A 24,031-nucleotide genomic window follows, 5' to 3' on the forward strand; every position below is an offset into this window, starting at 1 on the left:
GGCTCAGAGCCGGGAGACCCAGGTGCGGAGCAGCGCGTAACCGGCGTCCGACGACTTCTCCGGATGGAACTGCGCAGCCGACAGGGCCCCGTGCTCCACCACCGCGGCGAACGGCCCGTCGTGGGCGGCCGTCGTCACCGTGGCACCCGCCTCGGACAGCGCGTCGAGGTCCTGCGCCGCGTACGAATGCACGAAGTAGAACCGGGTTTCCTCCGGAAGCCCGTTGAGCAGCACGGACTCCGGCGGCGCGGTGACCGTGTTCCATCCCATGTGCGGGATCCGCCGGGCGGCGAGCTTCGTCACCGCGCCGGGCAGCAGTCCCAGGCCGCGGCTCTCGACGCCGTGCTCGACGCCGGTCTCGAAGAGGATCTGCATGCCGACGCAGATGCCCAGCACCGGGCGGCCGGCGGCGACCCGCTCGGCGATGACCGGCCCGGCGCCGAGCTTCTCGATGCCCGCCATGCAGGCGGCGTAGGCGCCGACGCCCGGGACGACCAGGCCGTCCGCGTCGGCCGCCGCGGCCAGGTCGTCGGTCACGGTCACGTCGGCGCCGGTTCGCGCCACCGCACGCTCGGCGGAGCGCAGGTTGCCCGACCCGTAGTCGAGGATCACGACGCTGCTCATGCTGTGCTCACCTTGGCATGCCCTCCTGGGCCTCGCGGTCACGGCCGCCCGCCGCCACCGGCAGGCGTCGCTCGGTGCGGCCGGTCATGCCGTGTCCCCCGGGAGGAGCCACAGCACGCCACCGGCGAGCGCGAGCAGGGCGAGCACGGCGACCACGCCGATCGAGAACTTCGTGGCGCCCTGCCGGGCCAGCGACACCACGCCGCCCACGAGCATGCCGGCGACCGCGAGGAGCAGGACGGGGACGATGCTGTTCACAGCACACCCTTGGTCGACGGCAGCGCGCCGGCGTTGCGCGGGTCGATCTCCACGGCCTCGCGCAACGCCCGGGAGAAGGCCTTGAACTGCGCCTCGACGACGTGGTGGGCGTCGGGACGGCCGCCGTCGCGGGCCGCGCGGAGCACGCTCACGTGCAACGTCACCTTGGCGGTGTGGCCGAACGACTCGAAGATGTGCCGGGTCATGCTGGTCGGGTAGACCGGACCGATGTACGGCGCCAGCTCCGGCTCGTCGTGCACCACGTACGGCCGGCCGGACAGGTCGACGGCGGCGCGGCACAGCACCTCGTCCATGGGGATCGTGGCGGAGCCGTACCGCCGGATGCCGGCCTTGTCGCCCAGCGCCCGCGCGAACGCCTCGCCCAGCGCGATCGCCGTGTCCTCCATGGTGTGGTGGGCGTCGATCTCGAGGTCGCCCTCGGTGCGGACGGTCAGGTCGAAGCCGCCGTGCTTGGCCAGCTGGTTGAGCATGTGGTCGTAGAAGCCGACGCCGGTGGCGAGGTCGCCCTTGCCGGTGCCGTCGAGGTCGATCTCGACGAGGACCTTGGTCTCGTTGGTGACGCGTTCGACGCGCGCGGTGCGGCTCACGACAGGATCTCCTCGGCGGCGGTCAGGAAGGCTGATGTCTCGGTCTCGGTGCCCGCGGTCACCCGGAGCCAGCCGGCGAGGCCGACGTCGCGGATGAGCACCCCGCGGTCCAGGAACGCCTGCCACACCGCCTTCTGGTCGGCGCCCGCCTCGAACATCACGAAGTTGGCGTCGCTGTCGGCCACGCGGACGCCACGCGAGCGCAGCGTCGACACGATGCGGTCCCGCTGCTCCTTGATGGCCTCCACGGCCGCGAGCAGGGCGTCGCGCTGGGCGACGGCCGCGCGCGCGGCCGCCTGGGTCAGGCTGGACAGGTGGTACGGCAGCCGCACCAGCTGGACGGCGTCGACGACGGCCGGGTCCGCGGCGAGGTAGCCGAGGCGGCCGCCGGCGAAGCCGAACGCCTTGCTCATGGTCCGTGTCACCACGAGGCGCGGGTGGTGCGGCAGCAGCTCCAGCGCGCTGGGGGTGCCGGGGCGGGCGAACTCGAAGTACGCCTCGTCGACGAGCACCATGCCCGTCGCCACGCCGAGGACCGCGTCGATCACCGACGGGTCGAGGGCGGTGCCGGTCGGGTTGTTCGGCGAGCAGAGGAACACGAGGTCCGGCCGGTGCTCCTCGATCTGCGCGACGGCCGCGGCCGGGGTGAGCCCGAAGCCGGGGTCGCGCAGCGCGCCGATCCAGCGGGTGCCGGTGCCGGCCGCGAGCAGCGGGTGCATCGAGTACGACGGGCCGAAGCCGAGCGCCGTACGCCCCGGTCCGGCGAAGGCCTGCAGCAGCTGCTGCTGGACCTCGTTGGAGCCGTTGGCCGCCCACACGTTCGCGGTGGTGAGCCCGTGGCCCAGGTAGTCCGCGAGGTCGGTGCGCAGGGCGACGGCGTCGCGGTCGGGGTAGCGGTTGAGGTCGCGCAGCTCAGCCTGGACCGCCTTGGCGATCTCGTCCACCACGGCGTCGGGCACCGCGTACGAGTTCTCGTTGGTGTTCAGCCGCACCGCGACGTCGAGCTGGGGCGCGCCGTACGGCGACTTGCCCCGCAGGTCGTCGCGGATCGGCAGGTCCTCGACGGTGGTCACGACGCGAACCGGGCCGTCACGGCCTGGCCGTGCGCGGGCAGGTCCTCGGCGTTGGCGAGCGCCACCACGTGCGGGGCGACGTCGCGCAGGGCGGCCTCGTCGTACTCCACGACGTGGATGCCGCGCAGGAACGACTGCACGGACAGGCCCGAGGAGTGCCGGGCGCAGCCGGCGGTGGGCAGCACGTGGTTGGACCCGGCCGCGTAGTCGCCCAGCGAGACCGGCGAGTACGCCCCCACGAAGATCGCCCCGGCGTTGCGCACCCGCATGGCCCACTCGCGGGCGTCGCGGGTCTGGATCTCGAGGTGCTCCGCCGCGTACGCGTCCACGACCGCGAGCCCCTGCGCCAGGTCGTCGACGAGCACCACGCCGGACTGCGTGCCGCCCAGCGCCTCGAGCACCCGGGCCTCGTGCTTGGTGGCCGGCACCTGCACGGCCAGCTGCGCGTCGACCGCGTCGGCCAGCTCGGGCGAGTCGGTGACCAGCACGCTGGCCGCGAGCGGGTCGTGCTCGGCCTGGCTGATCAGGTCGGCGGCGACGTGCACCGGTGAGGCGGTGTCGTCGGCGAGGATCGCGATCTCGGTGGGGCCGGCCTCGGCGTCGATGCCGACCGTGCCCTGCAGCAGCCGCTTGGCCGCGGTGACCCAGATGTTGCCGGGGCCGGTGATGACGTCGACCGGCTCGCAGCGGTCGTTCTCATCGGCGCCGTCGGAGCCGTAGCCGAGCATCGCGATCGCCTGGGCACCGCCGACCGCGTACACCTCGCCGACGCCGAGCAGCGCGCACGCGGCCAGGACGCGGGAGTCGGGCAGGCCGCCGTTGTCCGGCTGCGGGGGGCTCGCCACCACGAGGGAGCCGACGCCGGCCGCCTGGGCGGGCACCACGTTCATGACGACCGTGGACGGGTAGACGGCGAGGCCGCCGGGGACGTAGAGACCGACCCGGGACACCGGTACCCACCGCTCGGTGACGGTGCCGCCGGGCACGACCTGGGTGGTGACGTCGGTGCGGCGCTGGTCGGCGTGGACCTTGCGGGCCCGCTCGATGGCCACGAGCAGCGCGGCGCGCACCTGCGGGTCGAGGGACGACTCGGCGGCCGCGATCGCCTCGGCGGGCACGCGCAGGCGCTCGAGGCGTACCCCGTCGAATCTCTCGGTGGCCTCCCGGATCGCTGCGAAACCATGCTCCCGGACCGCCGCCACGACGGGGCGGATCTTCTCGACGGCCTGGGAGACGTCGAGCTGGGCACGGGGCAGCAGACCGCGCGGGTCCCGGCGGGAGCCGCGCAGGTCGATCCGATTCAGCACGCCGACAAGTCTAGGCCGGGACGCGGGCGACCCTCCGCCGCGGTTCCAGGCAGTGAGAAGAGCGACTATGCGGCTTTTGCCGACGCCCGGAGCAAAGATCACCGCTCCGGGAGGCGCGCGGAAAGCGACCATGCCGATACGCTCGTGCCGTGGGCGCGATTCTCCCGGTCTTCCCGCTGGGCACGGTGCTCTTCCCCGGCCTGGTCCTGCCCCTGCACATCTTCGAGGAGCGGTATCGCACGCTCGTGCGCGACCTGGTCGCCACGACCGACACCGAACCGCACGAGTTCGGCGTCGTGACGTTGCGGCACGGCTCGGAGGCGCTGCCCGCCGACAGCGACGGCGAGGCGCCCGCGGGCGCGGCGATCACCACCGGCGAGCTCTACGACGTGGGGTGCACCGCCGAGTTGCGGCAGGTCACCGAGCTGCCCGACGGCCGTTTCGACATCGTGACGGTCGGGCGGCGGCGGTTCCGCGTGGTCACCCTCGCGACGGCGACGCACCCGTACCTGACGGCCGAGGTGGAGTGGCTGCCCGACGAGGAGACGAGCGGCGGGACGGCGGAGCTGCTGGCGCCCCGGGTGCTGGCCGCCTTCCGGACCTATCTGGACCTGCTGCGCCCCGACTCCGAGGTGCTCGACCAGGTGCCCGACGACCCGACGGTGCTGTCGCACCTGGTCGCCGCGACCGCGCAGCTGACCACCGACGAACGGCAGGAACTGCTGGCCGCACCCGACACCGCCACCCGGCTGCGCGCCGAGCTGCGGCTGCTCAACCGCGAGGCGGGTCTGCTCGCCAGGGTGCGGGCGGTGCCGGTGCCGCTGTCGGATCTGGCGCGTCCGGTGAGCCCGAACTGAGCGGACCACCCGGGCCGCCGGACGGCCCGCCGTCCAGCTCCCGGCCGTCCAGCTCCCGGCCGTCCAGCTCCCGGGCGTCCGGGGCGGGGCCGTCCAGATCCTGACCGTAGCCGGGTTTGGCGCCCGGACGGTCGAGGTTCGGATCGTTGGACCAGCCGGCCAGCAGCGTGGTGACGATCACCGCGGCGAAGGCGGCCACCAGCAGCGCCCCGTGCGCGTGCAGGTCCGGCGGCCGCTGGTACGAGTCCCCCACGGCGGACTGCCGCTGCCACTCGTTCCAGGCGCTCAGCCCGATGACCCGCCCGGTCCCCCACATCGTGGCCGACGCGGCCAGCCCGCCGAACACCACGCCGAGCAGCAGCGCGGGCCCCCGGTCGCGGCGCAGCACGAGCCAGATGACGATCGCGGCGACCAGGCCGAACGCGAAGCCGATGATGGTGAACCAGCCGTCGGCCGCGATGTACTCCTCCGGCGACGGGTCGTTGACGACGATGCCGTTCTGCCCGGCGTTGACCACCGGCACCGACGGCGCCAGCCACGACCAGAGCAGGCCGAGCGGGCCGCCCGCGACGGCCATCGCGAGGGTGATCAGGGCCGTGACGGCGACCGCCCGGCGCCGGCTGCGGGCCGGGGCGGGCGCCTCGAACCCGAACTCCGGCGGCGGCGGCCCGTACGGGTACGAGGGCTGCTGCTCGTCGAGGGGCGGGCCCTGCTCCTGACCGGGATTCACGCCTCGATCCTGCCAGGTTCCGCCGGGCGCGCGCCGCGGACCATCAGGCGACCGCCGACGGGCCGAGGATCATCTTCAGGTCGGCCCGCAGCGCGGGCGTCGCCGCGACCTTGAACCCGCCGAGGCGCATGACCGTCTTGCGGCTGCCGTTGAGCAGGTGGACGTGCACCTCGCTGTCGCCCGGGTGGCTGACCAGGATCTCCTTGAGCTCGGACACCAGCGGCGGCGTGCAGCGGGTGATCGGCATGGTCAGCGTGATCGGCTTGGTGTCCGGGTTGTGCGTCACGTCCGGCATCGACATGTCCATCGCCATGATCCGGGGCGTGTCGTCGCGCCGGTCGACCCGGCCCTTCACGACGACGATCGCGTCCTCGGCGATGTACTGGCCGATGACCTCGTACGTGTTGGGGAAGAACAGCGTCTCCACCCCGCCGGCGAGGTCCTCCAGCGTGGCCGACGCCCAGGCGCGGCCCTGCTTGGTGATCCGCCGCTGGACGCCGGTGAGGATGCCGGCGAGCGTGACGACCTGCCCGTCCGGAACCGAGCCCTCCTCGTTGAGCGCCGCGATCGTGGTGTCGGCGGCGTTCGCCAGCACCTGCTCGAGGCCGGCGAGCGGGTGGTCGGAGACGTACAGGCCGAGCATCTCGCGCTCGAAGGCGAGCTTGTCGCGCTTGTCCCACTCGCCGTCGGTGATCGGCGGCATGGCCACGGTCGCGGAGCTGCCCCCGGCCTCGTCGCCGAACGCGCCGAAGAGGTCGAACTGGCCCGCGGCCTCGTTGCGCTTGACGTCGGCGTACGCGTCGATCGCCTCCGCGTGCACCGCCAGCAGCCCCTTGCGGCTGTGCTTCATCGAGTCGAAGGCGCCGGCCTTGATCAGGGATTCAATCGTCTTCTTGTTGCAGGCGACGGCGTCCACCTTGGACAGGAAGTCGTAGAAGTCCTGGTAGTTGCCCTTCTCCTCGCGGCAGCGGGCGATCGCCTCGACCACGTTGTGCCCGACGTTGCGGATCGCGGCGAGACCGAACCGGATGTCCTTGCCGACCGGCGTGAACGGGCCGGCGGACTCGTTGACGTCGGGCGGGAGGACCTGGATGCCCATGCGCCGGCACTCGGCCAGGTACATCGCCATCTTGTCCTTGTCGTCGCCGACGCTGGTCAGCAGCCCGGCCATGTACTCCGCCGGGTAGTGCGCCTTGAGGTACGCCGTCCAGTACGACACCAGGCCGTACGCCGCCGAGTGCGCCTTGTTGAACGCGTACCCGGCGAACGGGACCAGCACGTCCCACACCGCCTGGATCGCCTCGTCGCTGTAGCCGTGCTCGCGGCAGCCGTCGCGGAAGGGGATGAACTCCTTGTCGAGGATCTCCTTCTTCTTCTTGCCCATCGCCCGGCGCAGCAGGTCGGCCTGGCCGAGGCTGTAGCCGGCGAGGATCTGCGCGGCGCGCTGCACCTGCTCCTGGTAGACGATCAGGCCGTACGTCGGCTCGAGGATCTCGCGGAGCGGTTCCTCCAGCTCGGGGTGGATCGGCGTGATGTCCTGCAGCTTGTTCTTGCGCAGCGCGTAGTTGGTGTGCGACTCGACGCCCATCGGGCCGGGACGGTACAGCGCCAGGACGGCGGAGATGTCCTCGAAGTTGTCCGGCTTCATCAGCCGCAGCAGCGACCGCATCGGCCCGCCGTCGAGCTGGAAGACGCCCAGCGTGTCGCCGCGGGCGAGCAGCTCGTACGACGGCTTGTCGTCCAGCGGCAACGCCAGCAGGTCCAGCTCCTTGCTGTGGTTGAGCTGGATGTTCTTCACGGCGTCGTCGAGGATCGTCAGGTTGCGCAGGCCGAGGAAGTCCATCTTCAGCAGCCCGAGCGTCTCGCAGGTCGGGTAGTCGAACTGCGTGATGATCACGCCGTCGGTGGCGCGGCGCATCAGCGGGATGTGGTCGATGATCGGCTCGGCGCTCATGATGACGCCGGCGGCGTGCACGCCGGTCTGCCGGATCAGGCCCTCGATGCCGCGCGCGGTGTCGATCACCTTCTTGACGTCGGGGTCCTGCTCGTACAGGGCGCGGACCTCGCCGGCCTCGCCGTAGCGCTTGTGCTCCTTGTCGAAGATGCCGGACAGCGGGATGCCCTTGCCCATCACGTCCGGCGGGAGCGCCTTGGTGATCCGGTCGCCGACCGCGAACGGGTAGCCGAGCACCCGCGCCGAGTCCTTGATCGCGGCCTTGGCCTTGATCGTGCCGAACGTGGCGATCTGCGCGACCTTGTCCTCGCCCCACCGCTCGGTGACGTAGCGGATGACCTCGCCGCGCCGGCGCTCGTCGAAGTCGATGTCGACGTCGGGCATGGAGACGCGCTCGGGGTTGAGGAACCGCTCGAAGATCAGGCCGTGCGGCAGCGGGTCCAGGTCGGTGATGCCCATCGCGTACGCGATCAGCGAGCCCGCCGCCGAGCCACGGCCCGGGCCGACCGCGATGCCGTTGCGCTTCGACCACTGGATGAAGTCGGCGACCACGAGGAAGTACGACGGGAAGCCCATCTGGCTGATGACGCCGAGCTCGTACTCCGCCTGCTTGATGTGGGTCTCCGGGATGCCGTCCGGGAACCGGCGCTTGAGCCCCTCGAACGCCTCGTGCCGGAACCAGGACTCCTCGGTGTGTCCCTCGGGCACCGGGAAGCGCGGCATGAGGTTCTTGAAGGTGAACATGCCCTCGGTGTCGACCTTCTCGGCCACCAGCAGCGTGTTGCGGCAGCCCTCCAGCCAGGCGTCGGAGGAGTCCACCGCGCGCATCTGGTCGGCGGACTTGATGAAGTAGCCGCCGCCGTCGAAGCGGAACCGGTTGGGGTCGGCGATGTTGCTGCCGGTCTGCACGCACAGCAGCACGTCGTGCGCCTCGGCCTGCGACTCGTGGGTGTAGTGCGAGTCGTTGGTGACCAGCGGCGGGATGCCGAGCCGGCGGCTGATGTCGAGCAGGCCGTCGCGGACCCGGTTCTCGATCTCGAGGCCGTGGTCCATGATCTCGAGGAAGTAGTTGTCCTTGCCGAAGATCTCCTGGTACTGCGCGGCGACCTTGAAGGCCTCCTCGTCCTGTCCCAGGCGCAGCCGGGTCTGCACCGCGCCGGAGGGGCAGCCGGTGGTGGCCATGATGCCCTCGGCGTGCTCGGCGATGATGTCCATGTCCATGCGCGGCCACTTGACGTAGTGGCCCTCCATGGACGCCCGGCTGCTCAGGCGGAACAGGTTCTTCAGACCCTGCGCGTTGCGCGCCCACATGGTCTTGTGGGTGATCGCGCCGTTACCCGAGATGTCGTCGGACTTCTGCTCCGGGCGGCCCCACTTGACGCGCGCCTTGTGCAGGCGCGACTCGGGGGCCACGTACGCCTCGATGCCGATGACCGGCGTGACGCCCGCCGCGGTCGCCTGCGTGTAGAAGTCGTACGCCCCGTGCATGTTGCCGTGGTCGGTGATCGCCACGGCGGGCATCCCGAGGCGGTTGGCCTCGGTGAACAGATCCTTCAGCCGGGCGGCGCCGTCGAGCATCGAATACTCGGTGTGCACGTGGAGGTGCACGAACGAGTCAGACACCCAGGGCCCCCTTACTCCCGCGGCGGTTGTGGCGTTGCGAGCCTAGTCCCGGCCCGCGGCGGACGGCACCGCTGACACCCGCCTATTCGGCGAATGGCTCGATCATCACAGCGGCGGCGCGCAGCCACGCCTGCTTGGTCTCCGGCTGGAGCACGCCGTACTCGATGGAGGAGCCGACCTCCAGCGCCGGGTCGTACGGCACCACCGCGACCGCCCGGGTGCGCGTGGCGAAATGCTTGGCGAGGTCGTCCAGCAGCGGCAGTTTGCCCGGCGAGGGGCAGGAGATCAGCGTCACCGCGTTGGCGACCAGGTCCTCCATGCCGGTCTCGTTGAGCACGTCGAGCATCCAGTCGGCGGTGAAGGCGGCGTCCTCGCGCGGCACCGTCGTCACGACCAGCTGGTCGGCGCTGCGCATGACGGTCTGCCAGTTGACGCTCTCGACGTTGTTGCCGGTGTCCACACAGACCACGTCATGGGTACGCCGCAGCAGGTCCATCACCCGCCGCACGGTGCCCTGGTCCAGCCGCTGGGCGAACCGCGGGTTCTCCTCGCCGGCGAGCACGTCGTACGACCCGTCCGAGGCGTGCCGCAGGTAGCCGTCGAAGAACTGCATCAGCTCGTTGCCGTGCATGTTCTCGATCTGCAGCAGGTCGCTGACCAGGTGCCGGATCGTGCGCGCGTGCCGGGCGCTGCCGGCGCGCAGCCCGAGCGTGCCGCGCAGCTCGTTGTCGTCCCACGCGAGCACCCCGCGGCCGCGGACGCTGCCGATGGTGGCGGCGGCCAGCACGGTGGCTGTCGTCTTGTGCACGCCGCCCTTGGGGTTGGCGAAGGCGAGCACGCGCGGCTTGCCGAGCTTGCGCCGCAGCACCGAGGCGGCGCGGTCCTCCGGCTCGGGCCGGGTCTGGCGCCACTCGATGCGGGCCGCCGGCGACGTCGGCGCGGCGGCGCTGCGCGGCGGCCCGGTCATCGGCGGCACGGCGGCGGGCCCGCTGAGCGGCGACGGCCCCCCGGGCGCGGTCAGCGGGGGCGGCGCGACGGGCGGCGGCGGGAGCACGGACGCGGACCCGACCGAGGCGGCCCCGCGGCTGGGCGGGGCCTGCTCGGGGGCGACCCGGCCGATCGGCGGCGGCACCGAGCGGGTCGCGGGGTTGAAGAAGCTGTGCGGCTCGGCGTCGGGGCGCGCCTGGAAGCCCTCGCCGATGCGGGACTGCCGGCGCGCTTCGAGCCGGTTGGCCTGCCGGGGCTCCAGGCCCCGCGGATCAAGACCGCGCGGCTCCGGGCCACGCGGATCAAGACCGCGAGGATCCTGGCCCCGCGGGTCGAGGCCGCGCGGCTCCGGGCCCCGCGGGTCGAGGCCGCGCGGCTCCGGGCTGCGCGGGTCGAGGCCGCGAGGGTCGTGGGCGCGCGGATCGGCGGGGCGTTCGGTCGGCAGGAGCGGCTCGGAGGCGCCGAGGCGTTCGCCGAGGCTGGCCCGGCCGGCGCGCCGCTCGAGCGGGTTGACCGGCGGCAGCGGCGGCGGGGCCGGCGCGGGGGCGTAACCGTTGTGCGGGGTGTCCCGGCCGGGCTGCTCGCGCAGGCGGGGGTCGAGCGGGTTGAACGGGCGGCCCACGGGGCGGCTGGGCAGCGGCGGCGCGCTCGCCTGGCGGCGGGCGACGGCCTCCGGATCGTCGTGCTCGGCCTCGGACTCCTCGGCCGTACGGGCTCCGTGCCGGGCGCGGTCGAGCAGCGCCCGCCAACGCGGGGCTGGTTCCGCAGGCCGGCCCCAGCCGGTCTCGGTCCCGTCCACGGCTCGTCCTCCCAGCGCCTACTCGAACTCGGTCCTCGACGGCGTCGTCGCCTCGCAACAGGCTACGGACGCCACCCTATTCGGGCCACACCTGACAGCCGCAAATGCGCGATCCGTTGATCACCCAGCGGCACAACACACGCGCACGTGCATCCGTCCGTACGGTTGGGGCGGCCCTCCCGGCCGACGCCGACGGAGAAATTAACGCCTGGGCCCGCTCCGGGATGCTCCCGGGGCCGAGGCCGGCACATCGGGACCCGGACCGGCGGACGGGGCGGACGGTACGGCAGCGCTCTCCTCCGGCGCCGTGGCGGACAGTGCCGACCCCGGAATGGGGCCGTGCGATGAGGCCGATGTCACACTCGCCCCGGTCGATGAGGGTAGTGGTGTCAGGGTTTCCGGGGCAACAGTGCCGCCCGGCGACGAGCGGGGCACCGGGCCGAGGTGGTCGGGCGTCTCCGGCAGGACGGGCCGGAATTCCGTACGGTCCAGGCGCCGCACCTCGGGGGCCGGGTCGACCACGCGCACCTCGGGACGTTCCGCCAGGCGGTTCAGCGCCACCGGGGCGGCCCGGACGACCGCGGCGAAGATGCAGGCGCACTGCGACCGGTAGGCGGCGGCTTCCGCGGCGGCCGTCCGCGCGGCCGTGTCGTACGCCCGCCGCAGCCGCACCTCGTTGACGCCGTCGCCCTTGAGCTCCCCGCCGAGCTTGCGGTAGTCGGCCTGCTCCCGGTCGCGGGCCAGCGCGGCGTCGAGCATCCCGGACACCACGTCCTGCGGCATCCGGTAGACGGAGATCTTCACCACCTGGGTCCGCACGTCGGGCAGCGGCGCCCGCGCGTAGACCTGGGCCACCGCCGTGCCGTCCAGCACGCCGGGCAGCCGGTCGGGCGGGTAGTACGCGGCGAAGCTCACCAGCGCCCACGTCTCCCCCGCCACCGGCGAGCCGGACGAGGGCAGCAGCGCGGCCAGCTCGCCCCGGCTGGAGCGCAGGTACGCCGGGACCGGCTGGCCCTCCACGACGCCCACCCGGACGACGTCGCCGGGCGGGTTCTCGACGCCGGGCCCGCGGTCGGTGATCGTCACCACCGTGATCAGCATCGCGGCGGCCCCCGCCAGGGCCAGGCCGGTGAGGAGCCGCTGCCGGAGCGCGCCGACGCCGCCGCGGGACAGCCCGCGGGCCGCCCACGGCATCATCCGGTCCCCGGGCCTCATGGGACTTCCCCTCCGGCGGCGGTCGTCAGCTCGCGTCGCGGAGCACGTCCAGCGCGTACCCCAGGTCGTCAGGGTAGTCGCTGACGAACCGGACCTCGTCCTGCGTACGCGGGTGCAGGAAGGCGAGCTCCCGGGCGTGCAGCCACTGCCGGCCCAGCTGCAGGCGGGCGGCGAGCGTGGGATCCGCGCCGTACGTGAGGTCGCCCACGCAGGGGTGCCGCAGCGCGGAGAAGTGCACCCGGATCTGGTGCGTACGGCCCGTCTCGAGCTTGACGTCGACCAGGCTCGCGGACCGGAAGGCCTCCAGCGTGTCGTAGTGGGTGACGCTGGGCTTGCCACCCGACATGACCGCGTACCGGTAGTCGGCCGTGGGGTGCCGGTCGATCGGCGCGTCGATCGTGCCGCGCAGCGGGTCGAGGTGGCCCTGCACGACCGCGTGGTAGCGCTTGTCCACCTCGCGTTCCTTGAAGGCCCGCTTCAGCACGCTGTACGCGATCTCGCTCTTGGCCACCACCATCAGCCCGGTGGTGCCGACGTCGAGCCGGTGCACCACTCCCTGCCGCTCGGCGGCGCCGCTGGTGGCCACGTTCTGGCCCATCGCGGCGAGGCCGCCGACGACGGTGGGCCCGGTCCAGCCCGGGCTCGGGTGCGCGGCGACGCCCACCGGCTTGTCCACCACGACGATGTCGTCGTCGCTGTAGACGATGGCCATCCCGTGCACCGGCTCGGCCACGATCGCCGGCGCGGTGACCGGCGCGGGCAGCGTTACCTCGAGCCAGGCGCCCGCGGCCACCTTGTCGGACTTGGGCCGCGGCACCCCGTCGACGAGTGCGTCGCCGTTCTCGACCAGCGACGCGGCGGCCGTGCGGGACAGCCCGAACAGCCGCGACACGGCCTGGTCCAGGCGCATGCCGTCCAGCCCGTCCGGCACGGGAAGGGAACGGGCCGTCATGTGGTCGCCTTCTCCTTCTTCGTCACCCGTGATCCGTCACGCTGATGCCCGGTCAGCTCGAGCAGCACCGCGAGGACCACCCCGACGCTCAGACAACTGTCGGCGACATTGAAGATCGCGAAATACTCCGCGTACGGCCCGAAGAGGCTGATCATGTCGACGACGTGGCCCTGGAACATGCCGGGGGCCCGGAACAGCCGGTCGCCCAGGTTGCCGAGCGCGCCGCCCAGCACGAGGCCGAGCGCGACGGCCCACGGTACGGATCGCAGCCGCGTGGTCATCCAGCCGATCCAGCCGATCACGGCCAGCGTGACGAGCGGGAACACCCACGTGAACCCGCTGCCCAGGCTGAAAGCGGCGCCGCTGTTGCGGGTCAGCGACAGATACACCAGCCCGCCGAGGATGCGGACCGGCTCGCCCTCGGTGAGCCCGTTGGTCGAGAGTTCCTTGGTGATCTGGTCGATCAGGACGGCGATCAGCGCGGTGCCGCCCAGGACCAGCACGGCCCGGCGGGCGAGACCGGGCCGGCCCGGCCGCGCGGCGCCGGGAGCGCCGGCCGCTGCCTCGTCGGCGTTCAGCGTCGTTCCTCCAACTGCTTGCAGGACACACAGAGGGTCGCGACCGGGAACGCAGCCAGCCGCTCGACCGGGATGGCGTTGCCGCATCGCTCGCACCAACCGTAGTTGCCCTCGCCGAGCCGCTCGATGGCGCGTTCCACCTGTGTGATCCGCTCCAGCAGATTGTTCGCGAGCGTGATCTCCTGCTCGCGTTCGAACGTCTTCGTCCCGGTGTCCGCCTGGTCGTCCCCGGCGGAGTCGGCGAGCCGCTCCCGCTGCAGCTCGGTGATCTCGCTGAGCGACTGGTCGTACTCCGCCTGCAGCTCGTCACGGCGTTCCACGAGCGCCACCCGGATCTTCTCGGTCTCCGCCTCGCTGCGGGACCGCTCGGGCGCGGCCTTCTCGCTTGCCTTGGCCATCGTCGCTCCCCTGAGCCGCGCGGCGAGGCGCGGCGAAATCGGCGGTGTCGGTCACCAGGTCACGGCCGCCCACCGTGCCTGGTCCAGTCCTCCGGTCGCGCCCCCACGCGGCCGGCGTGCACGGCCCCACGTGCACGAACGGCGCGGCCCATGGGGACCGCGCACTCCTTGAGGCACGCAAGGATACGGAACGTGAAGGGCAGCGACAACACGGCGCACCGGTCTGGTTACGGCGCAACCCGTAGAAACCGCCCATCCCGACCGTCGGATTCCCGACCGGGCCCAGCCCCGGCGCCCCAGCACCGCCCAGCTGGACGGGTCAGATGCGGTCGACGCCGTCCTCACCGAACCACCGGGCCAGCCGGCCGCGCCGGCTCACCGCGCGCATGCGGCGCTCCGCGACGTCCCGGACGTCCGCGGTCGCCACGATCAGCAGGCTGTCGCCCGTCCGCAGGCGGGTGTCCGGGCCCGGCACGAAGCCGGCGTCGTCACGGACGACCAGGGTGACGCTCGCCCCCACCGGCAGCCGCAGCTCGTCGATGTGCACCCCGGCCAGCCGCGACCCCGGCGCCACGTCGATCTGCAGCAGGTCGGCACGCATGCGTTCGAGCGGCGCCGTCTCCACGTGGATCTCCGCGGCCTCCGCCGGCGCGGTCACGCCGAGCAGGCGGGCGGCCGGGGCGAGCGTGCCGGCCTGGACCAGCGTGAAGATGATCACGAGGACGAAGACGGCGTTGAACAGGCCGTCCGAGCCGGGCGTCGCGCTGGACAGCGGGATGGTGGCGAGCACGATCGGCACCGCGCCGCGCAGCCCCGCCCAGGACAGGAAGGCCTGCCCGCGCCAGCCCACCCGGCGGACACTGCGGGCCGCCAGGGCGGAGATCCAGACCGACGCGGGACGGGCCAGCAGCAGCAGCGCGACACCGACGACCAGCGCGGGTACGAGCGCCCACACCAGCGCGTCCGGCGACACCAGCAGGCCCAGCAGCACGAACAGGCCGATCTGCGCGAGCCACGCGAGCCCGTCGGCGAAGCCGAGAACCGCCCGGCGGTGCGGCAGGCGGCCGTTGCCCAGCACCACCCCGGCCACGTACACGGCGAGGAAGCCGGAGGCGTGCACGACCGCGCCGGCCGCGTACGCCAGCACGGTCAGCCCGACCGCAGCGATCGGGTACAGCCCGGCGGACGGGAGCGCGGCGTGCCGCAGCAGCCACCGGCCCACCGCGCCCACGGCGAAACCGATGGCGGCGCCGGCGGCGAGCTCGTAACCGACGATGAGCAGCTCGTACCACCACGGGTGGCTGAAGGTGGCGGTGGAGAGCAGCACCACGAGCAGCACGACCGGTGCGTCGTTCATGCCGGACTCGGCCTCGAGCGTCGACACGAGCCGGGGCGGCAGCCGCAGCCGGCGCAGCGTCGCGAAGACGGCCGCGGCGTCGGTCGAGGACAGCACCGCGCCGTAGAGCAGGGCGAGCCGCCAGCCGAGGTCGAGCGCCCAGTGCACGACCGCCCCGACGACGGCGACGCTGACGACCACCCCGAGCGTCGCGAGGGTCGCGGAGAGCCCGAGCACGGGTCGCAGCGCGGTCCAGCGGGCGGTCAGCCCACCCTCCGCGATGATCACGATCAGGGCGCAGAAGCCGAGCGTACGGGTCAGCTCGGCGTCGTCGAACCGGATCCCGAGCCCGGACTCCCCGATGCCGATCCCGATGAGCAGGTAGACGAGGAGGCTGGGCAGCCCGAGGCGGGTGGAGAGCCGGACGGCGGCCACGGCGACGAGCAGCACGCCGGCCCCGAGCAGCAGCGCAAGGTCGAGCCTGGGGCTCATCCCGGCCCGTCGCGCAGGTCCGTGACGCGGCGCTCGACGTCACCCACGACGGTGAACACCTTGTCCCGGCTGGTCGCGCCGAGCTTCAGGCTGACCGCCGCGGCGCGTACGCCGAGCGCCTCGGCCAAGGCGCGCCGCACCGCCTCGGTGGCCTTGCCGTCGACGGCCGGCGCCCCGACCGCCACGATCAGCGCGGGCCCGTGCGGCCCGTCGTACCGGCCGCCGACGCTGGTCCGGCCGGCGCCGGGCCGCACCCTGACCGCGACGCTCCGCTCGTCGCCGCCGGGAGGGGACCGGTCACGGGATCCGGGAGGGGGCACGCGCCGCTTGGCCATGCCTCATTGTGCCGATCTTCCCATCGATGCCGAAGCGGGGTCGGCCGGTGACCAGCGGTGACTCCGACGGCCTCGTCCGGGACGCGGCGGCGCCACGTCCCGGACCGGCGGCGTCAGGACCGGGTGGCGGCCGCGACGAGCCGGTCGACCGGCCGGCACAGCCCGCAGGGGCTGAACCCCAGTTCCACCGCCTCCGCCACGGGCAGCGCCTCGGTGGAGCGGCCCGGCAGGTGGGGGCAGTCGGCGAGGTGGTAGCGCGGGCGGCCGTCCACGACCACGACCTCGGCGTCCATGCGGGCCACGCGCACCGCGTCGGCGGGGCGGACCCGCTGCGGCGGCGGCTCGTCGTCGGGGTCGTCCGGGTCCGGCTCGCCGAACTCGCCGGCGGCCGCGCCGGAGCCGGCCACCGCCCCGGAATCCGCCGCCGGCCCGAAGCCATCGGCCGCCGACCGGGAGTCGGAGGCCGGCCCGAAGCCGCCCGCCGGCCCCTCGGGATCCGTCGCCGACCCGAAGCCGCCGGCCGCCGACCGGGAATCCGGCGCCGAGGCGAACCCGCCCGCCGGCTCCGAGGCGGCCGGCGCACCGGCGCGTCCCGGGCCGTCGTTCTCCGCTTCTTCCCCGCGAGCCCGGCGCCAGGAGTCGTCGTCCTCGGCGCGGGCGCCGCCGATGACCGAGGAGGCCTGGTCGTAGTCGGCGCCCTGCGGTGCCCGGGCGGCGGTGCGGTCCGTGTCCGTACCCGAGTACGGGACGTGGTCCGCACCGGCGTCGCCGGGGGTGCCGGCCGGCTCGGTGTCCGGCTCGATCCGCTGGGTGACGTCCGGGCCGGTGGCCGTCCGGGACGCACCCGTGAGGGCCGCCTCGGTGTCGCGCTGACCCGCGGCATAGGCGGCGTCCCGGCCGGATGCGGTCCTTGTCTCCTCGTCGTCGAGGCCGTTGTCGAGAGCGTCGTCGAAGCGGTCGCCCGACGACTCGTCCTCCGTGCGCACGTCGCCCGGCGGTTCGCCGTACAGGTCGTCGGCGGCCGCGGCGGACCGTTCGGAAGCCGCGGACGTCCGCGACTGGGCGGCGAGGAAGGCCTCTGCCGGGTCCGGCTCGGCCGGGCGCCGGCGGCCGGTGCCCGCGAAGGGCTCGGCCGGCTGGATGTCGTCGGGGTCGGCGGTGAGGGGTTCGCCGACGGCGCGCCGGCCGGCCGCGGCCTGGCGGGCGCCCACGACCAGGGCCACCGCGGCCAGCAGGCTGGCGACGATGGAGCTGATCAGGAGCCCGCTCGAGCCTGCGGCCAGGCCGAGGACGAGCAGAATCACGGCGACGAGGATGAGCAGCAGACTGACAACGATCATGGCTCATCCCCGCCGCGGTGGTTGGTTCCGAGAGGGGTGATGCAGGCGCTCAGCGGCCCGTCTCGATCGAGTTGGCGCGGCTGCCGCCGTACGAGCCGGCGAGGCCCGCCGCGGCCAGACCGCCCGAGCCGCCGACCGCGCGGTTGGCGTCGGCCCGGCCCAGCTCGGCCTCGAGGCCCTGGCCCCGGCCGTCGAGGTCGCGCAGCTGGCTCTCGAGGTACGCCTTGAGCCGGGTGCGGTACTCGCGCTCGAACTGCTTCAGCTCCTCGATGTGCTTCTGCAGCGCGGACCGCTTGGCGTCCAGGCCGCCCATGGCCTCCTGGTGGCGCTGGCGGGCGTCGCGCTCGAGGGCGTCGGCCTTGGCGCGGGCCTCGCGGGTGACCTCCTCCGCCTTGGAGCGGGCGTCGGAGAGAAGCTTGTCGGCCTCGCGGCGCGCGTCGGACACGTGGTCGTCGGCGGTGCGCTGGGCCATCATGAGGACCCGCAGCGCCTGCTGCTCGCCGTCGCCGCCGCCGGAGGAGGACGGGCCGCCGCCGACCGGGCCCTGGGCCCGGACCTGCTCGAGCTCGGCCTGCATCTGCCGGGCCGCCTGCTCGGCCGCCGTCTTGTCGCGCTGGACGCGGTCCAGCTGCGCCTTCATCTCGTTGAGCTCGGCGGCCATCCGCGGGTCGGCACTCGGACCGGCTGGCGCGCCACCCCGACCGCCGCGCTCCACCTGGGCACGCAGCTCGTTGTTCTCCTCGATCAGACGGGCGAGTTCACGCTCGACCTCGTCCAGGAAGGCGTCGACCTCCTCCTCGTCATACCCCCGCTTGCCGATCGGGGGCTTCTTGAAGGCGACGTTGTGCACGTCGGCCGGGGTCAGCGGCATCGAAACTCCTCGGGTCAGTTGCGGCCGCGTGGGGCGCTCAGCCGATCAGGCCCTCCGCGGTCAGGCGAAGGTCCGGATCAGAGGCGCTAACACGAGATTCAAAAGCACGAACAGGATAACCAGCAGGACCAGGGACGCCAGGTCCAAACTCACGGTACCAATTCGAAGCGGTGGGATCACACGCCTCAACGCCTTGAGGGGTGGATCAGTGACGCTCCACACCGACTCCAATGCCGCCGACGCCCCCCGGCCCGGCTGCCAGCGGCGCCCGTACTGCAGCACCGCACCCAGGACGAACCGGCCCAGCAGGGTCAGGAAGAACACGTAGACCAACAGATAGATGATCTGGAACACGATCGACAGCACGACAGGCGGGTCCCTCGTTAGGGGTCAACTCTGGGTGAAGAAGCCGCCCTCAGCGATCTTGGCCTTGTCCTCCGCGGTGACCTGGACGTTGGCCGGCGAGAGCAGGAAAACCCGGTTGGTCACGCGCTCGATCGTACCGCGCAGGCCGAAGGCCAGCCCGGCGGCGAAGTCGACGAGCCGGCGGGCGTCGCCCTCGTCCATCTCGGTGAGGTTGATGATCACCGGCACCCCGTCGCGGAAGTGCTCGCCGATGGTGCGGGCCTCCCGGTACGTCGTCGGGTGCAGCGTGGTGATCTGGTACCGCTGCTCGTCCTCGACCGGACGCTGCTGCTGGACCTGCGGCTGCGGCGCGAGGGCCAGGTTCTCCCGCGTGTGGTAGCTCATGGCCCCGGACGAGTCGCCGGCCGGCGTGGCCGGACGGGTGATCGACCGGACGCTGCCCCGCTCCGCACGCTCGGCCCGCTCGTGCTCCTCGCGGTCGAGCGCCGCGGCGGCCCGCTCCAGGCGGCCGCTGCCCCGCTCGGACGCGCGCGCCCGCGGCAGCGACGGCGCCTCGTCGACGTCGTCCTCGTCGTCGGCGTACTCGTCGGCGTAGCGGTAGCCGGAGTCGCGGTCGCGCTCCCGCTCGCGGTAGCCGCCGTCGCGGTAGCCGCGGTCGTCGTACTGGTCGTCCTCCTCGACGAGACCGAGCCACACGCCCGCCTTGCGCAGTGCGCTCATGTGATCACCAGACCCTGCTCGGCGCCGAACCGCTCGTCCATGCCCCCACCTCCGTCCGTGTACGGCCCGCTTCCCCCGGCGTGCCGCTTCCCCCCTTGCACGGATTCCGTGATCTTGAAACCTAGCTGACCCCGGCGCCCGTCACGACGCTGCGTCGTCGGGCGCGGCGGCCGGAGCACGTCGCGCATAAACAACACGTATGTAGTTTGCTGCCCGCCGCAAGGCTACCGCAGCGGGTTTCGCATCCCGAGCAAAGAAGTACCGATCCGTACGTGTGTCGCCCCGTGCCGGACGGCCTGCTCGAGGTCCCCGCTCATGCCCGCCGACAGCACCGTCGCGTCCGGGTACGACCGGCGCAGCCGGGCGGCCAGCCCGGCCAGCCGCTCGAACGCGCGATCGGGCTCCCACTCCCGCGGCGCGACCGCCATGAGCCCCCGCAGTCGCAGGCCGCCGGCCGCGGCGACGGCGTCCGCGAGCTGCCAGAGATCGCGGTCGGAGTCCTCGGCGGAGTCCACCGCGCCGCCCCGCGCGGGATCCCCGTCGATGCTGACCTGGATGAGCACGTCGAGCGGCGCCTCACGGTGCTTCTGCGCGGCGGCGTCGAGAGCCGACGCCAGCCGCAGCGAGTCCACCGACTCCACCATGTCCGCGTACCGCGCCACGGACCTGGCCTTGTTGCGCTGCAACTGCCCCACGAAGTGCCACCGCACCGAGACCCCCGCCTCGGCGACCGCGGCGGCCTTGGCGGCTGCCTCCTGGTCCTTGTTCTCCCCGACGTCGGTGACGCCGAGTCCGGCGAGCAGCACCACGTCGCTCGCCGGGTACGTCTTGGTCACCGCGACCAGGGCCACCTCGCCCGGGTCGCGGCCGGCGGCGGCACAGGCGCGCGCGATCCGCTCGCGGACCTCGTCGAGCGAGGCCGCCAGCTGGGCGCGGCGCGCCTGGTCCGCCAAGCGTCAGGAACCGTTCTTGAGGAAGTCCGGCACGTCGACGTCGTCGAAGAGCACCCGGCGCGGCGGCGGGGTGGTCGCGGCGGGCGGCGTCGTGGCCGCCGGGCTGACCGGCGCGGGCACGCTGGGCGTCACCGCGGGCGGCGCCACCGGCTGCTGCACCACCTTGCGGGCCGTCTCCACCGGCTTGTACGAGGGCGTACCCCCGTCGAAGCCGGCGGCGATGACCGTGACCCGGACCTCGTCGCCGAGCGCGTCGTCGATGACGGCGCCGAAGATGATGTTGGCGTCCGGGTGCGCCGCGTCGGTGACCAGCTGGGCCGCGTCGTTGATCTCGAAGAGGCCGAGGTCCGAGCCGCCGGCGATGGAGAGCAGCACGCCGCGGGCGCCGTCCATGCTCTGCTCGAGCAGCGGGCTGGAGATCGCCTTCTCGGCGGCCTCGACCGCGCGGTTGTCACCGCGGGCGCTGCCGATGCCCATGAGCGCGCTGCCGGCGCCGCTCATGACGCTCTTGACGTCGGCGAAGTCGAGGTTGATCAGGCCCGGCGTGGTGATCAGGTCGGTGATGCCCTGCACGCCGGAGAGCAGCACCTGGTCGGCCTGGCGGAACGCGTCCATCATGCTGATGCCGCGGTCGCCGAGGGCGAGCAGCCGGTCGTTCGGGATGACGATCAGGGTGTCGCACTGGTTGCGCAGCTCGTCGATGCCGGACTCGGCCTGCACCTGGCGGCGCTTGCCCTCGAACGAGAACGGCCGGGTGACCACGCCGATGGTCAGCGCGCCGAGCTTGCGGGCGATGTTCGCGACCACGGGGGCGCCGCCCGTACCGGTGCCGCCGCCCTCGCCACAGGTGACGAAGACCATGTCGGCGCCCTTGAGCACCTCTTCGATCTCGTCGCGGTGGTCCTCGGCGGCGTTCTTGCCGACCTCGGGCTGCGCTCCGGCGCCGAGGCCGCGGGTCAGCTCCCGGCCGACGTCGAGCTTGACGTCGGCGTCGGACATCAGCAGCGCCTGGGCATCGGTGTTGATCGCGATGAACTCGACTCCCTTGAGCCCTACCTCGATCATGCGGTTCACGGCGTTCACGCCGCCGCCACCGATGCCGACGACCTTGATGACCGCCAGATAGTTGTGCGGAGGTGTCATCGGGCTCAGCCTTCCCTTCCAGGGTTGGCGGACGTCGAGGCCCCAGCGGTCCGGCCAGAGAACCGCCATCGACGTCCGCTCCGTACAAGGGAGGGCGAGGAAACCCTCACCCTCTACTAGAGGCTTAGTGTTATGTCAACCACTGAGCCTCTCGGGGCAACGTAAGCGGACGTGTCGCCCGATCCAAGGACCAACGCGGCGTGTCGGCGTCCGCTTACGAGCCCACTATCCGACTCAGCCGTAACCTTCGACGTAATGAGACGTTTGGCGCCTCTTGTCCGGTTAGCGGCGGGGCGGCTCAGCGGATGGTGACCACCGTCGGCGCGCTCACATCGATCGTGTCGCCCTTGCGGGCCAGCAGCGCGGTCGCCACCTGAGCCTTCTTCTCGCTGTCCGTGTCGTCGCCCCACACGATCGTCCTGTTCCTGCGCAACCCCAGGCTGACCTGGGCCGGCGCCGGCACGGAGATCGAGACGAGCTGCTCGCGCAGCTCGGCGGTGAGCGACGAGAGGACCACCAGCGCCGACCGCGTGTTGATGTCGGCCGGGCCGGGCGCGGCGAGCTTCGCCACGGGCAGGCCGGACGGCCGCCGCGCCACCGTGCGGAACGCGACGCCTTCGGCGTCCAGGAGCGAGAACCCCTCACCCATCGGTACGGCGGCCACGGCCGTACGCTCCACGACCTGCACCTCGACCGTGGAGGGCCACCCGCGCGACACGACGGCCCGCTCGACGGCCGGCAGCGCCTGCACCCGGTCCCGGATCCCGTCCAGGTCGACCCGGGCCAGCGGCTCGGCCATGGGTACCGCCGCGGCCTGCTCGACCTGTTCCACGGTGAGCGAGTCGGTGCCGACCACCCGCACCTGGCGGACGCCCAGCACCGACGTCCCGTACACCAGCCAGGCGAGCCCGCCCGCCACCAGCAGCACGCCCAGCGTGACCGCCCAGGGCATCGCCGCCCGCAGCCGGCGCTGCCGGGCGCGGGCCATGAACCGCCGGACCGACGGCGGCACGGCGTCGGTGTCCGCCCGTACCAGCCGCCAGTTGCGCCTGCCCCCGTCGCTCATCGCGCCCCCCGGCCGCTGTCGTCAGCTGTCCGCCAGCGCGGCCAGCAGCTCGTCGCCCATCAGCGAGATCGGCGGCGCGCCCATGGTGACCACCACGTCGCCCGGTCGGCTGCGCTTGACCACCTCGGCCGGCACGTCCTCCCACGACGGCAGGAAGATCTTGCGCTCCGCCGGCAGGTCGATCGCCGCGGTGAGCGCGGCGCCACCCTCGCCGGGCCCGCGGGTCTCCCCCGGACCGAACACCTCCATGACGATCACCTCGTCGGCGATCGCCAGCCCCTCGGCGAGCTCGGCCTGCAGGTCGCGGGTGCGGTAGACGCGGTACGGCTGGAACACCACCACGAGCCGCCCGTCGCCGGCCACCTCGCGCAGGGTCCGCAGCGCCGCCTTCACCGAGGTCGGGTGGTACGCGTACTCGTCGTAGACGCGTACCCCGGCGACCGTGCCCTTGCGCTCGAACCGGCGGCGCACGCCCGGGAAGGAACCGAGCGCCTCGGTGATCTTGTCGAGCGGCAGGCCCAGCCGCAGCGCGGTCAGCACGGCGGCGGCGCTGTTGAGCCCCATGTGCCGCCCCGGCAGCGCGAGCGTGATCTCGCCCAGCGGCTTGCCGTCGAGCGTCGCCTGGTAGCGCACGCCCTGCACGGACGAGACCACGTCGGTGATCCGCAGATCGGCCGCCTCGCTCTCGCCGTACGTGTAGACGGTCCTGCCCTCGGCGCGCAGCGCCGCGATGAGCTCCTGCACGCCGTCGTCGTCGGCGCACGTCACCACGAACCCGTCGTCGTCGGTGAGCCGGGCGAAGTCGAGGAAGCCGGCCTTGAGCCCGTCGAGGTCGCCCCAGTTGTTGAGGTGGTCGCCCTCGATGTTGGTGACGATCGCGACGTGCGGGCGGTACACCAGGAACGACTTGTCGCTCTCGTCGGCCTCGGCCACGAAGTAGGAGCCGGAGCCGTGGTGCCCGTTGGAGCCGGCCGCGGAGATCTCGCCGCCGATGACGAACGACGGATCCTCGCCGGCGTGCTGCAGGATCACCGTCATGATCGACGTGGTGGTGGTCTTGCCGTGGGTGCCGGCCACCGCGATCGTGCGGCGCCCGGTCATCGCCGCCGCCAGGGCCTCGGAGCGGTGCAGCACCCGCAGCCCGCGCCGGCGCGCCTCGGCGATCTCCACGTGGTCCTGCGGGATCGCGGACGAGTAGACGACGGTGTCGACGCCGTCCAGGTTGGCCGCCTCGTGCGCCATGTGGACGGTGCCACCCAGCGCGCGCAGCGCCGCGAGCGCGGGCCATTCCCGCAGCTCGCTGCCGGAGACGGGTACGCCTCGGGTAAGCAACAGCCGGGCCAGGCCACCCATGCCGACACCGCCGATGCCGATGAGGTGGACGGTGCCCAGGTCCTCGGCGGTCAACCCGCCGGCCGGCTTCAGCTCCGCCGTGTTCACTCCGCG

At 73.0% G+C, this 24,031-nt stretch carries 23 protein-coding genes; 1 reads left to right on the plus strand and 22 read right to left on the minus strand.

Going from position 1 to position 24,031, the window contains the following annotated elements; genetic code table 11:
• Nucleotides 1-3 precede the first annotated feature (3 nt).
• The 5 genes from hisH to hisD all read right to left on the minus strand — a co-directional run bounded on the left by hisH (nucleotide 4) and on the right by hisD (nucleotide 3,870).
• On the minus strand, nucleotides 4-624 hold the full coding sequence (hisH, locus tag COUCH_RS29555; RefSeq protein WP_249608488.1) for an imidazole glycerol phosphate synthase subunit HisH: 621 nt from the start codon (nucleotides 622-624) through the stop codon (nucleotides 4-6).
• Nucleotides 625-708: 84 nt separating this feature from the next.
• The gene (locus COUCH_RS29560) at nucleotides 709-882 is read right to left on the minus strand and encodes a hypothetical protein (RefSeq protein WP_249613957.1); all 174 of its coding nucleotides are present in this window, start codon (nucleotides 880-882) and stop codon (nucleotides 709-711) included.
• Nucleotides 879-1,490, minus strand: coding sequence for an imidazoleglycerol-phosphate dehydratase HisB (gene hisB / locus COUCH_RS29565; RefSeq protein ID WP_199514392.1), 612 nt, complete (start codon nucleotides 1,488-1,490; stop codon nucleotides 879-881). Before hisB ends, COUCH_RS29560 begins: the two co-directional genes overlap by 4 nt.
• Nucleotides 1,487-2,563 carry a histidinol-phosphate transaminase gene (locus COUCH_RS29570; protein WP_249608489.1) on the minus strand — a complete coding sequence of 359 codons (1,077 nt, stop codon included), beginning with the start codon at nucleotides 2,561-2,563 and terminating at the stop codon, nucleotides 1,487-1,489. The genes hisB and COUCH_RS29570 overlap by 4 nt, the downstream gene beginning before the upstream one ends.
• On the minus strand, nucleotides 2,560-3,870 hold the full coding sequence (hisD, locus tag COUCH_RS29575; protein ID WP_249608490.1) for a histidinol dehydrogenase: 1,311 nt from the start codon (nucleotides 3,868-3,870) through the stop codon (nucleotides 2,560-2,562). The genes COUCH_RS29570 and hisD overlap by 4 nt, the downstream gene beginning before the upstream one ends.
• 149 nt (nucleotides 3,871-4,019) lie before the next feature.
• On the opposite strand from hisD, the gene COUCH_RS29580 reads away from it, so the two are divergent.
• Nucleotides 4,020-4,727, plus strand: coding sequence for an LON peptidase substrate-binding domain-containing protein (locus COUCH_RS29580; RefSeq protein WP_249608491.1), 708 nt, complete (start codon nucleotides 4,020-4,022; stop codon nucleotides 4,725-4,727).
• Here the strand turns inward: COUCH_RS29580 and COUCH_RS29585 are convergent.
• From COUCH_RS29585 to murC, 17 genes are all read right to left on the minus strand, one after another.
• Nucleotides 4,642-5,457: a DUF2567 domain-containing protein gene (locus COUCH_RS29585; protein ID WP_249608492.1), complete on the minus strand. Its 816-nt coding sequence runs from the start codon at nucleotides 5,455-5,457 to the stop codon at nucleotides 4,642-4,644. The two genes, COUCH_RS29580 and COUCH_RS29585, sit on opposite strands and share 86 nt — an antisense overlap.
• A 43-nt stretch (nucleotides 5,458-5,500) precedes the next feature.
• Entirely contained in the window at nucleotides 5,501-9,034 is a 3,534-nt protein-coding gene (gene dnaE / locus COUCH_RS29590) for a DNA polymerase III subunit alpha (RefSeq protein WP_249608493.1), read from the minus strand.
• An 82-nt stretch (nucleotides 9,035-9,116) separates the two neighbouring features.
• Nucleotides 9,117-10,820 carry a MinD/ParA family ATP-binding protein gene (locus COUCH_RS29595; RefSeq protein ID WP_249608494.1) on the minus strand — a complete coding sequence of 568 codons (1,704 nt, stop codon included), beginning with the start codon at nucleotides 10,818-10,820 and terminating at the stop codon, nucleotides 9,117-9,119.
• 201 nt (nucleotides 10,821-11,021) lie between these two features.
• On the minus strand, nucleotides 11,022-12,035 hold the full coding sequence (locus COUCH_RS29600) for a hypothetical protein (RefSeq protein ID WP_249608495.1): 1,014 nt from the start codon (nucleotides 12,033-12,035) through the stop codon (nucleotides 11,022-11,024).
• A gap of 25 nt (nucleotides 12,036-12,060) precedes the next feature.
• A complete protein-coding gene (locus COUCH_RS29605; protein WP_249608496.1) occupies nucleotides 12,061-12,987 on the minus strand; it encodes an RluA family pseudouridine synthase in 927 nt (308 codons plus the stop codon).
• Nucleotides 12,984-13,652, minus strand: coding sequence for a signal peptidase II (gene lspA / locus COUCH_RS29610; protein WP_430640833.1), 669 nt, complete (start codon nucleotides 13,650-13,652; stop codon nucleotides 12,984-12,986). Before lspA ends, COUCH_RS29605 begins: the two co-directional genes overlap by 4 nt.
• The gene (locus COUCH_RS29615; RefSeq protein ID WP_249608498.1) at nucleotides 13,562-13,963 is read right to left on the minus strand and encodes a TraR/DksA family transcriptional regulator; all 402 of its coding nucleotides are present in this window, start codon (nucleotides 13,961-13,963) and stop codon (nucleotides 13,562-13,564) included. Before COUCH_RS29615 ends, lspA begins: the two co-directional genes overlap by 91 nt.
• 319 nt (nucleotides 13,964-14,282) lie before the next feature.
• Nucleotides 14,283-15,791 (minus strand): potassium/proton antiporter, encoded by a 1,509-nt coding sequence (locus COUCH_RS29620; RefSeq protein WP_249608499.1) that lies wholly within the window; start codon nucleotides 15,789-15,791, stop codon nucleotides 14,283-14,285.
• Nucleotides 15,788-16,126 carry a DUF167 domain-containing protein gene (locus COUCH_RS29625; protein ID WP_249608500.1) on the minus strand — a complete coding sequence of 113 codons (339 nt, stop codon included), beginning with the start codon at nucleotides 16,124-16,126 and terminating at the stop codon, nucleotides 15,788-15,790. Before COUCH_RS29625 ends, COUCH_RS29620 begins: the two co-directional genes overlap by 4 nt.
• A 113-nt stretch (nucleotides 16,127-16,239) precedes the next feature.
• A complete protein-coding gene (locus COUCH_RS39265; protein WP_249613958.1) occupies nucleotides 16,240-17,466 on the minus strand; it encodes a hypothetical protein in 1,227 nt (408 codons plus the stop codon).
• Between the two features lie 49 nt (nucleotides 17,467-17,515).
• Complete coding sequence (locus COUCH_RS29635; RefSeq protein ID WP_249608501.1) at nucleotides 17,516-18,337, minus strand: DivIVA domain-containing protein; 822 nt, start codon at nucleotides 18,335-18,337, stop codon at nucleotides 17,516-17,518.
• A 60-nt stretch (nucleotides 18,338-18,397) separates the two neighbouring features.
• Complete coding sequence (locus COUCH_RS29640; RefSeq protein ID WP_199514367.1) at nucleotides 18,398-18,703, minus strand: YggT family protein; 306 nt, start codon at nucleotides 18,701-18,703, stop codon at nucleotides 18,398-18,400.
• A 24-nt stretch (nucleotides 18,704-18,727) separates the two neighbouring features.
• Nucleotides 18,728-19,423 carry a cell division protein SepF gene (locus tag COUCH_RS29645; protein ID WP_249608502.1) on the minus strand — a complete coding sequence of 232 codons (696 nt, stop codon included), beginning with the start codon at nucleotides 19,421-19,423 and terminating at the stop codon, nucleotides 18,728-18,730.
• Between the two features lie 224 nt (nucleotides 19,424-19,647).
• Entirely contained in the window at nucleotides 19,648-20,376 is a 729-nt protein-coding gene (locus COUCH_RS29650; protein WP_249608503.1) for a YggS family pyridoxal phosphate-dependent enzyme, read from the minus strand.
• A 3-nt stretch (nucleotides 20,377-20,379) separates the two neighbouring features.
• Nucleotides 20,380-21,519, minus strand: coding sequence for a cell division protein FtsZ (gene ftsZ / locus COUCH_RS29655; RefSeq protein ID WP_249608504.1), 1,140 nt, complete (start codon nucleotides 21,517-21,519; stop codon nucleotides 20,380-20,382).
• 298 nt (nucleotides 21,520-21,817) lie between these two features.
• Nucleotides 21,818-22,585, minus strand: a complete 768-nt coding sequence (locus tag COUCH_RS29660; protein WP_249608505.1) for a cell division protein FtsQ/DivIB — start codon at nucleotides 22,583-22,585, stop codon at nucleotides 21,818-21,820.
• 21 nt (nucleotides 22,586-22,606) lie between these two features.
• Nucleotides 22,607-24,025: a UDP-N-acetylmuramate--L-alanine ligase gene (gene murC / locus COUCH_RS29665; RefSeq protein ID WP_249608506.1), complete on the minus strand. Its 1,419-nt coding sequence runs from the start codon at nucleotides 24,023-24,025 to the stop codon at nucleotides 22,607-22,609.
• Between the last annotated feature and the right edge of the window lie 6 nt (nucleotides 24,026-24,031).

The organism is Couchioplanes caeruleus (assembly GCF_023499255.1).
Classification (GTDB): Bacteria; Actinomycetota; Actinomycetes; order Mycobacteriales; family Micromonosporaceae; genus Actinoplanes; species Actinoplanes caeruleus_A.

Excerpts from the sequence above, each read along its gene's own strand:
- hisH (WP_249608488.1), bottom strand. The coding sequence starts at position 624 with ATGAGCAGCGTCGTGATCCTCGACTACGGGTCGGGCAACCTGCGCTCC.
- COUCH_RS29600 (WP_249608495.1), bottom strand. The coding sequence starts at position 12,035 with ATGAGGCCCGGGGACCGGATGATGCCGTGGGCGGCCCGCGGGCTGTCC.
- COUCH_RS29605 (WP_249608496.1), bottom strand. The coding sequence starts at position 12,987 with ATGACGGCCCGTTCCCTTCCCGTGCCGGACGGGCTGGACGGCATGCGC.
- lspA (WP_430640833.1), bottom strand. The coding sequence starts at position 13,652 with ATGCGGCAACGCCATCCCGGTCGAGCGGCTGGCTGCGTTCCCGGTCGC.
- COUCH_RS29615 (WP_249608498.1), bottom strand. The coding sequence starts at position 13,963 with ATGGCCAAGGCAAGCGAGAAGGCCGCGCCCGAGCGGTCCCGCAGCGAG.
- COUCH_RS29620 (WP_249608499.1), bottom strand. The coding sequence starts at position 15,791 with ATGAGCCCCAGGCTCGACCTTGCGCTGCTGCTCGGGGCCGGCGTGCTG.
- COUCH_RS29625 (WP_249608500.1), bottom strand. The coding sequence starts at position 16,126 with ATGGCCAAGCGGCGCGTGCCCCCTCCCGGATCCCGTGACCGGTCCCCT.
- COUCH_RS39265 (WP_249613958.1), bottom strand. The coding sequence starts at position 17,466 with ATGATCGTTGTCAGTCTGCTGCTCATCCTCGTCGCCGTGATTCTGCTC.
- COUCH_RS29635 (WP_249608501.1), bottom strand. The coding sequence starts at position 18,337 with ATGCCGCTGACCCCGGCCGACGTGCACAACGTCGCCTTCAAGAAGCCC.
- COUCH_RS29645 (WP_249608502.1), bottom strand. The coding sequence starts at position 19,423 with ATGAGCGCACTGCGCAAGGCGGGCGTGTGGCTCGGTCTCGTCGAGGAG.
- ftsZ (WP_249608504.1), bottom strand. The coding sequence starts at position 21,519 with ATGACACCTCCGCACAACTATCTGGCGGTCATCAAGGTCGTCGGCATC.
- COUCH_RS29660 (WP_249608505.1), bottom strand. The coding sequence starts at position 22,585 with ATGAGCGACGGGGGCAGGCGCAACTGGCGGCTGGTACGGGCGGACACC.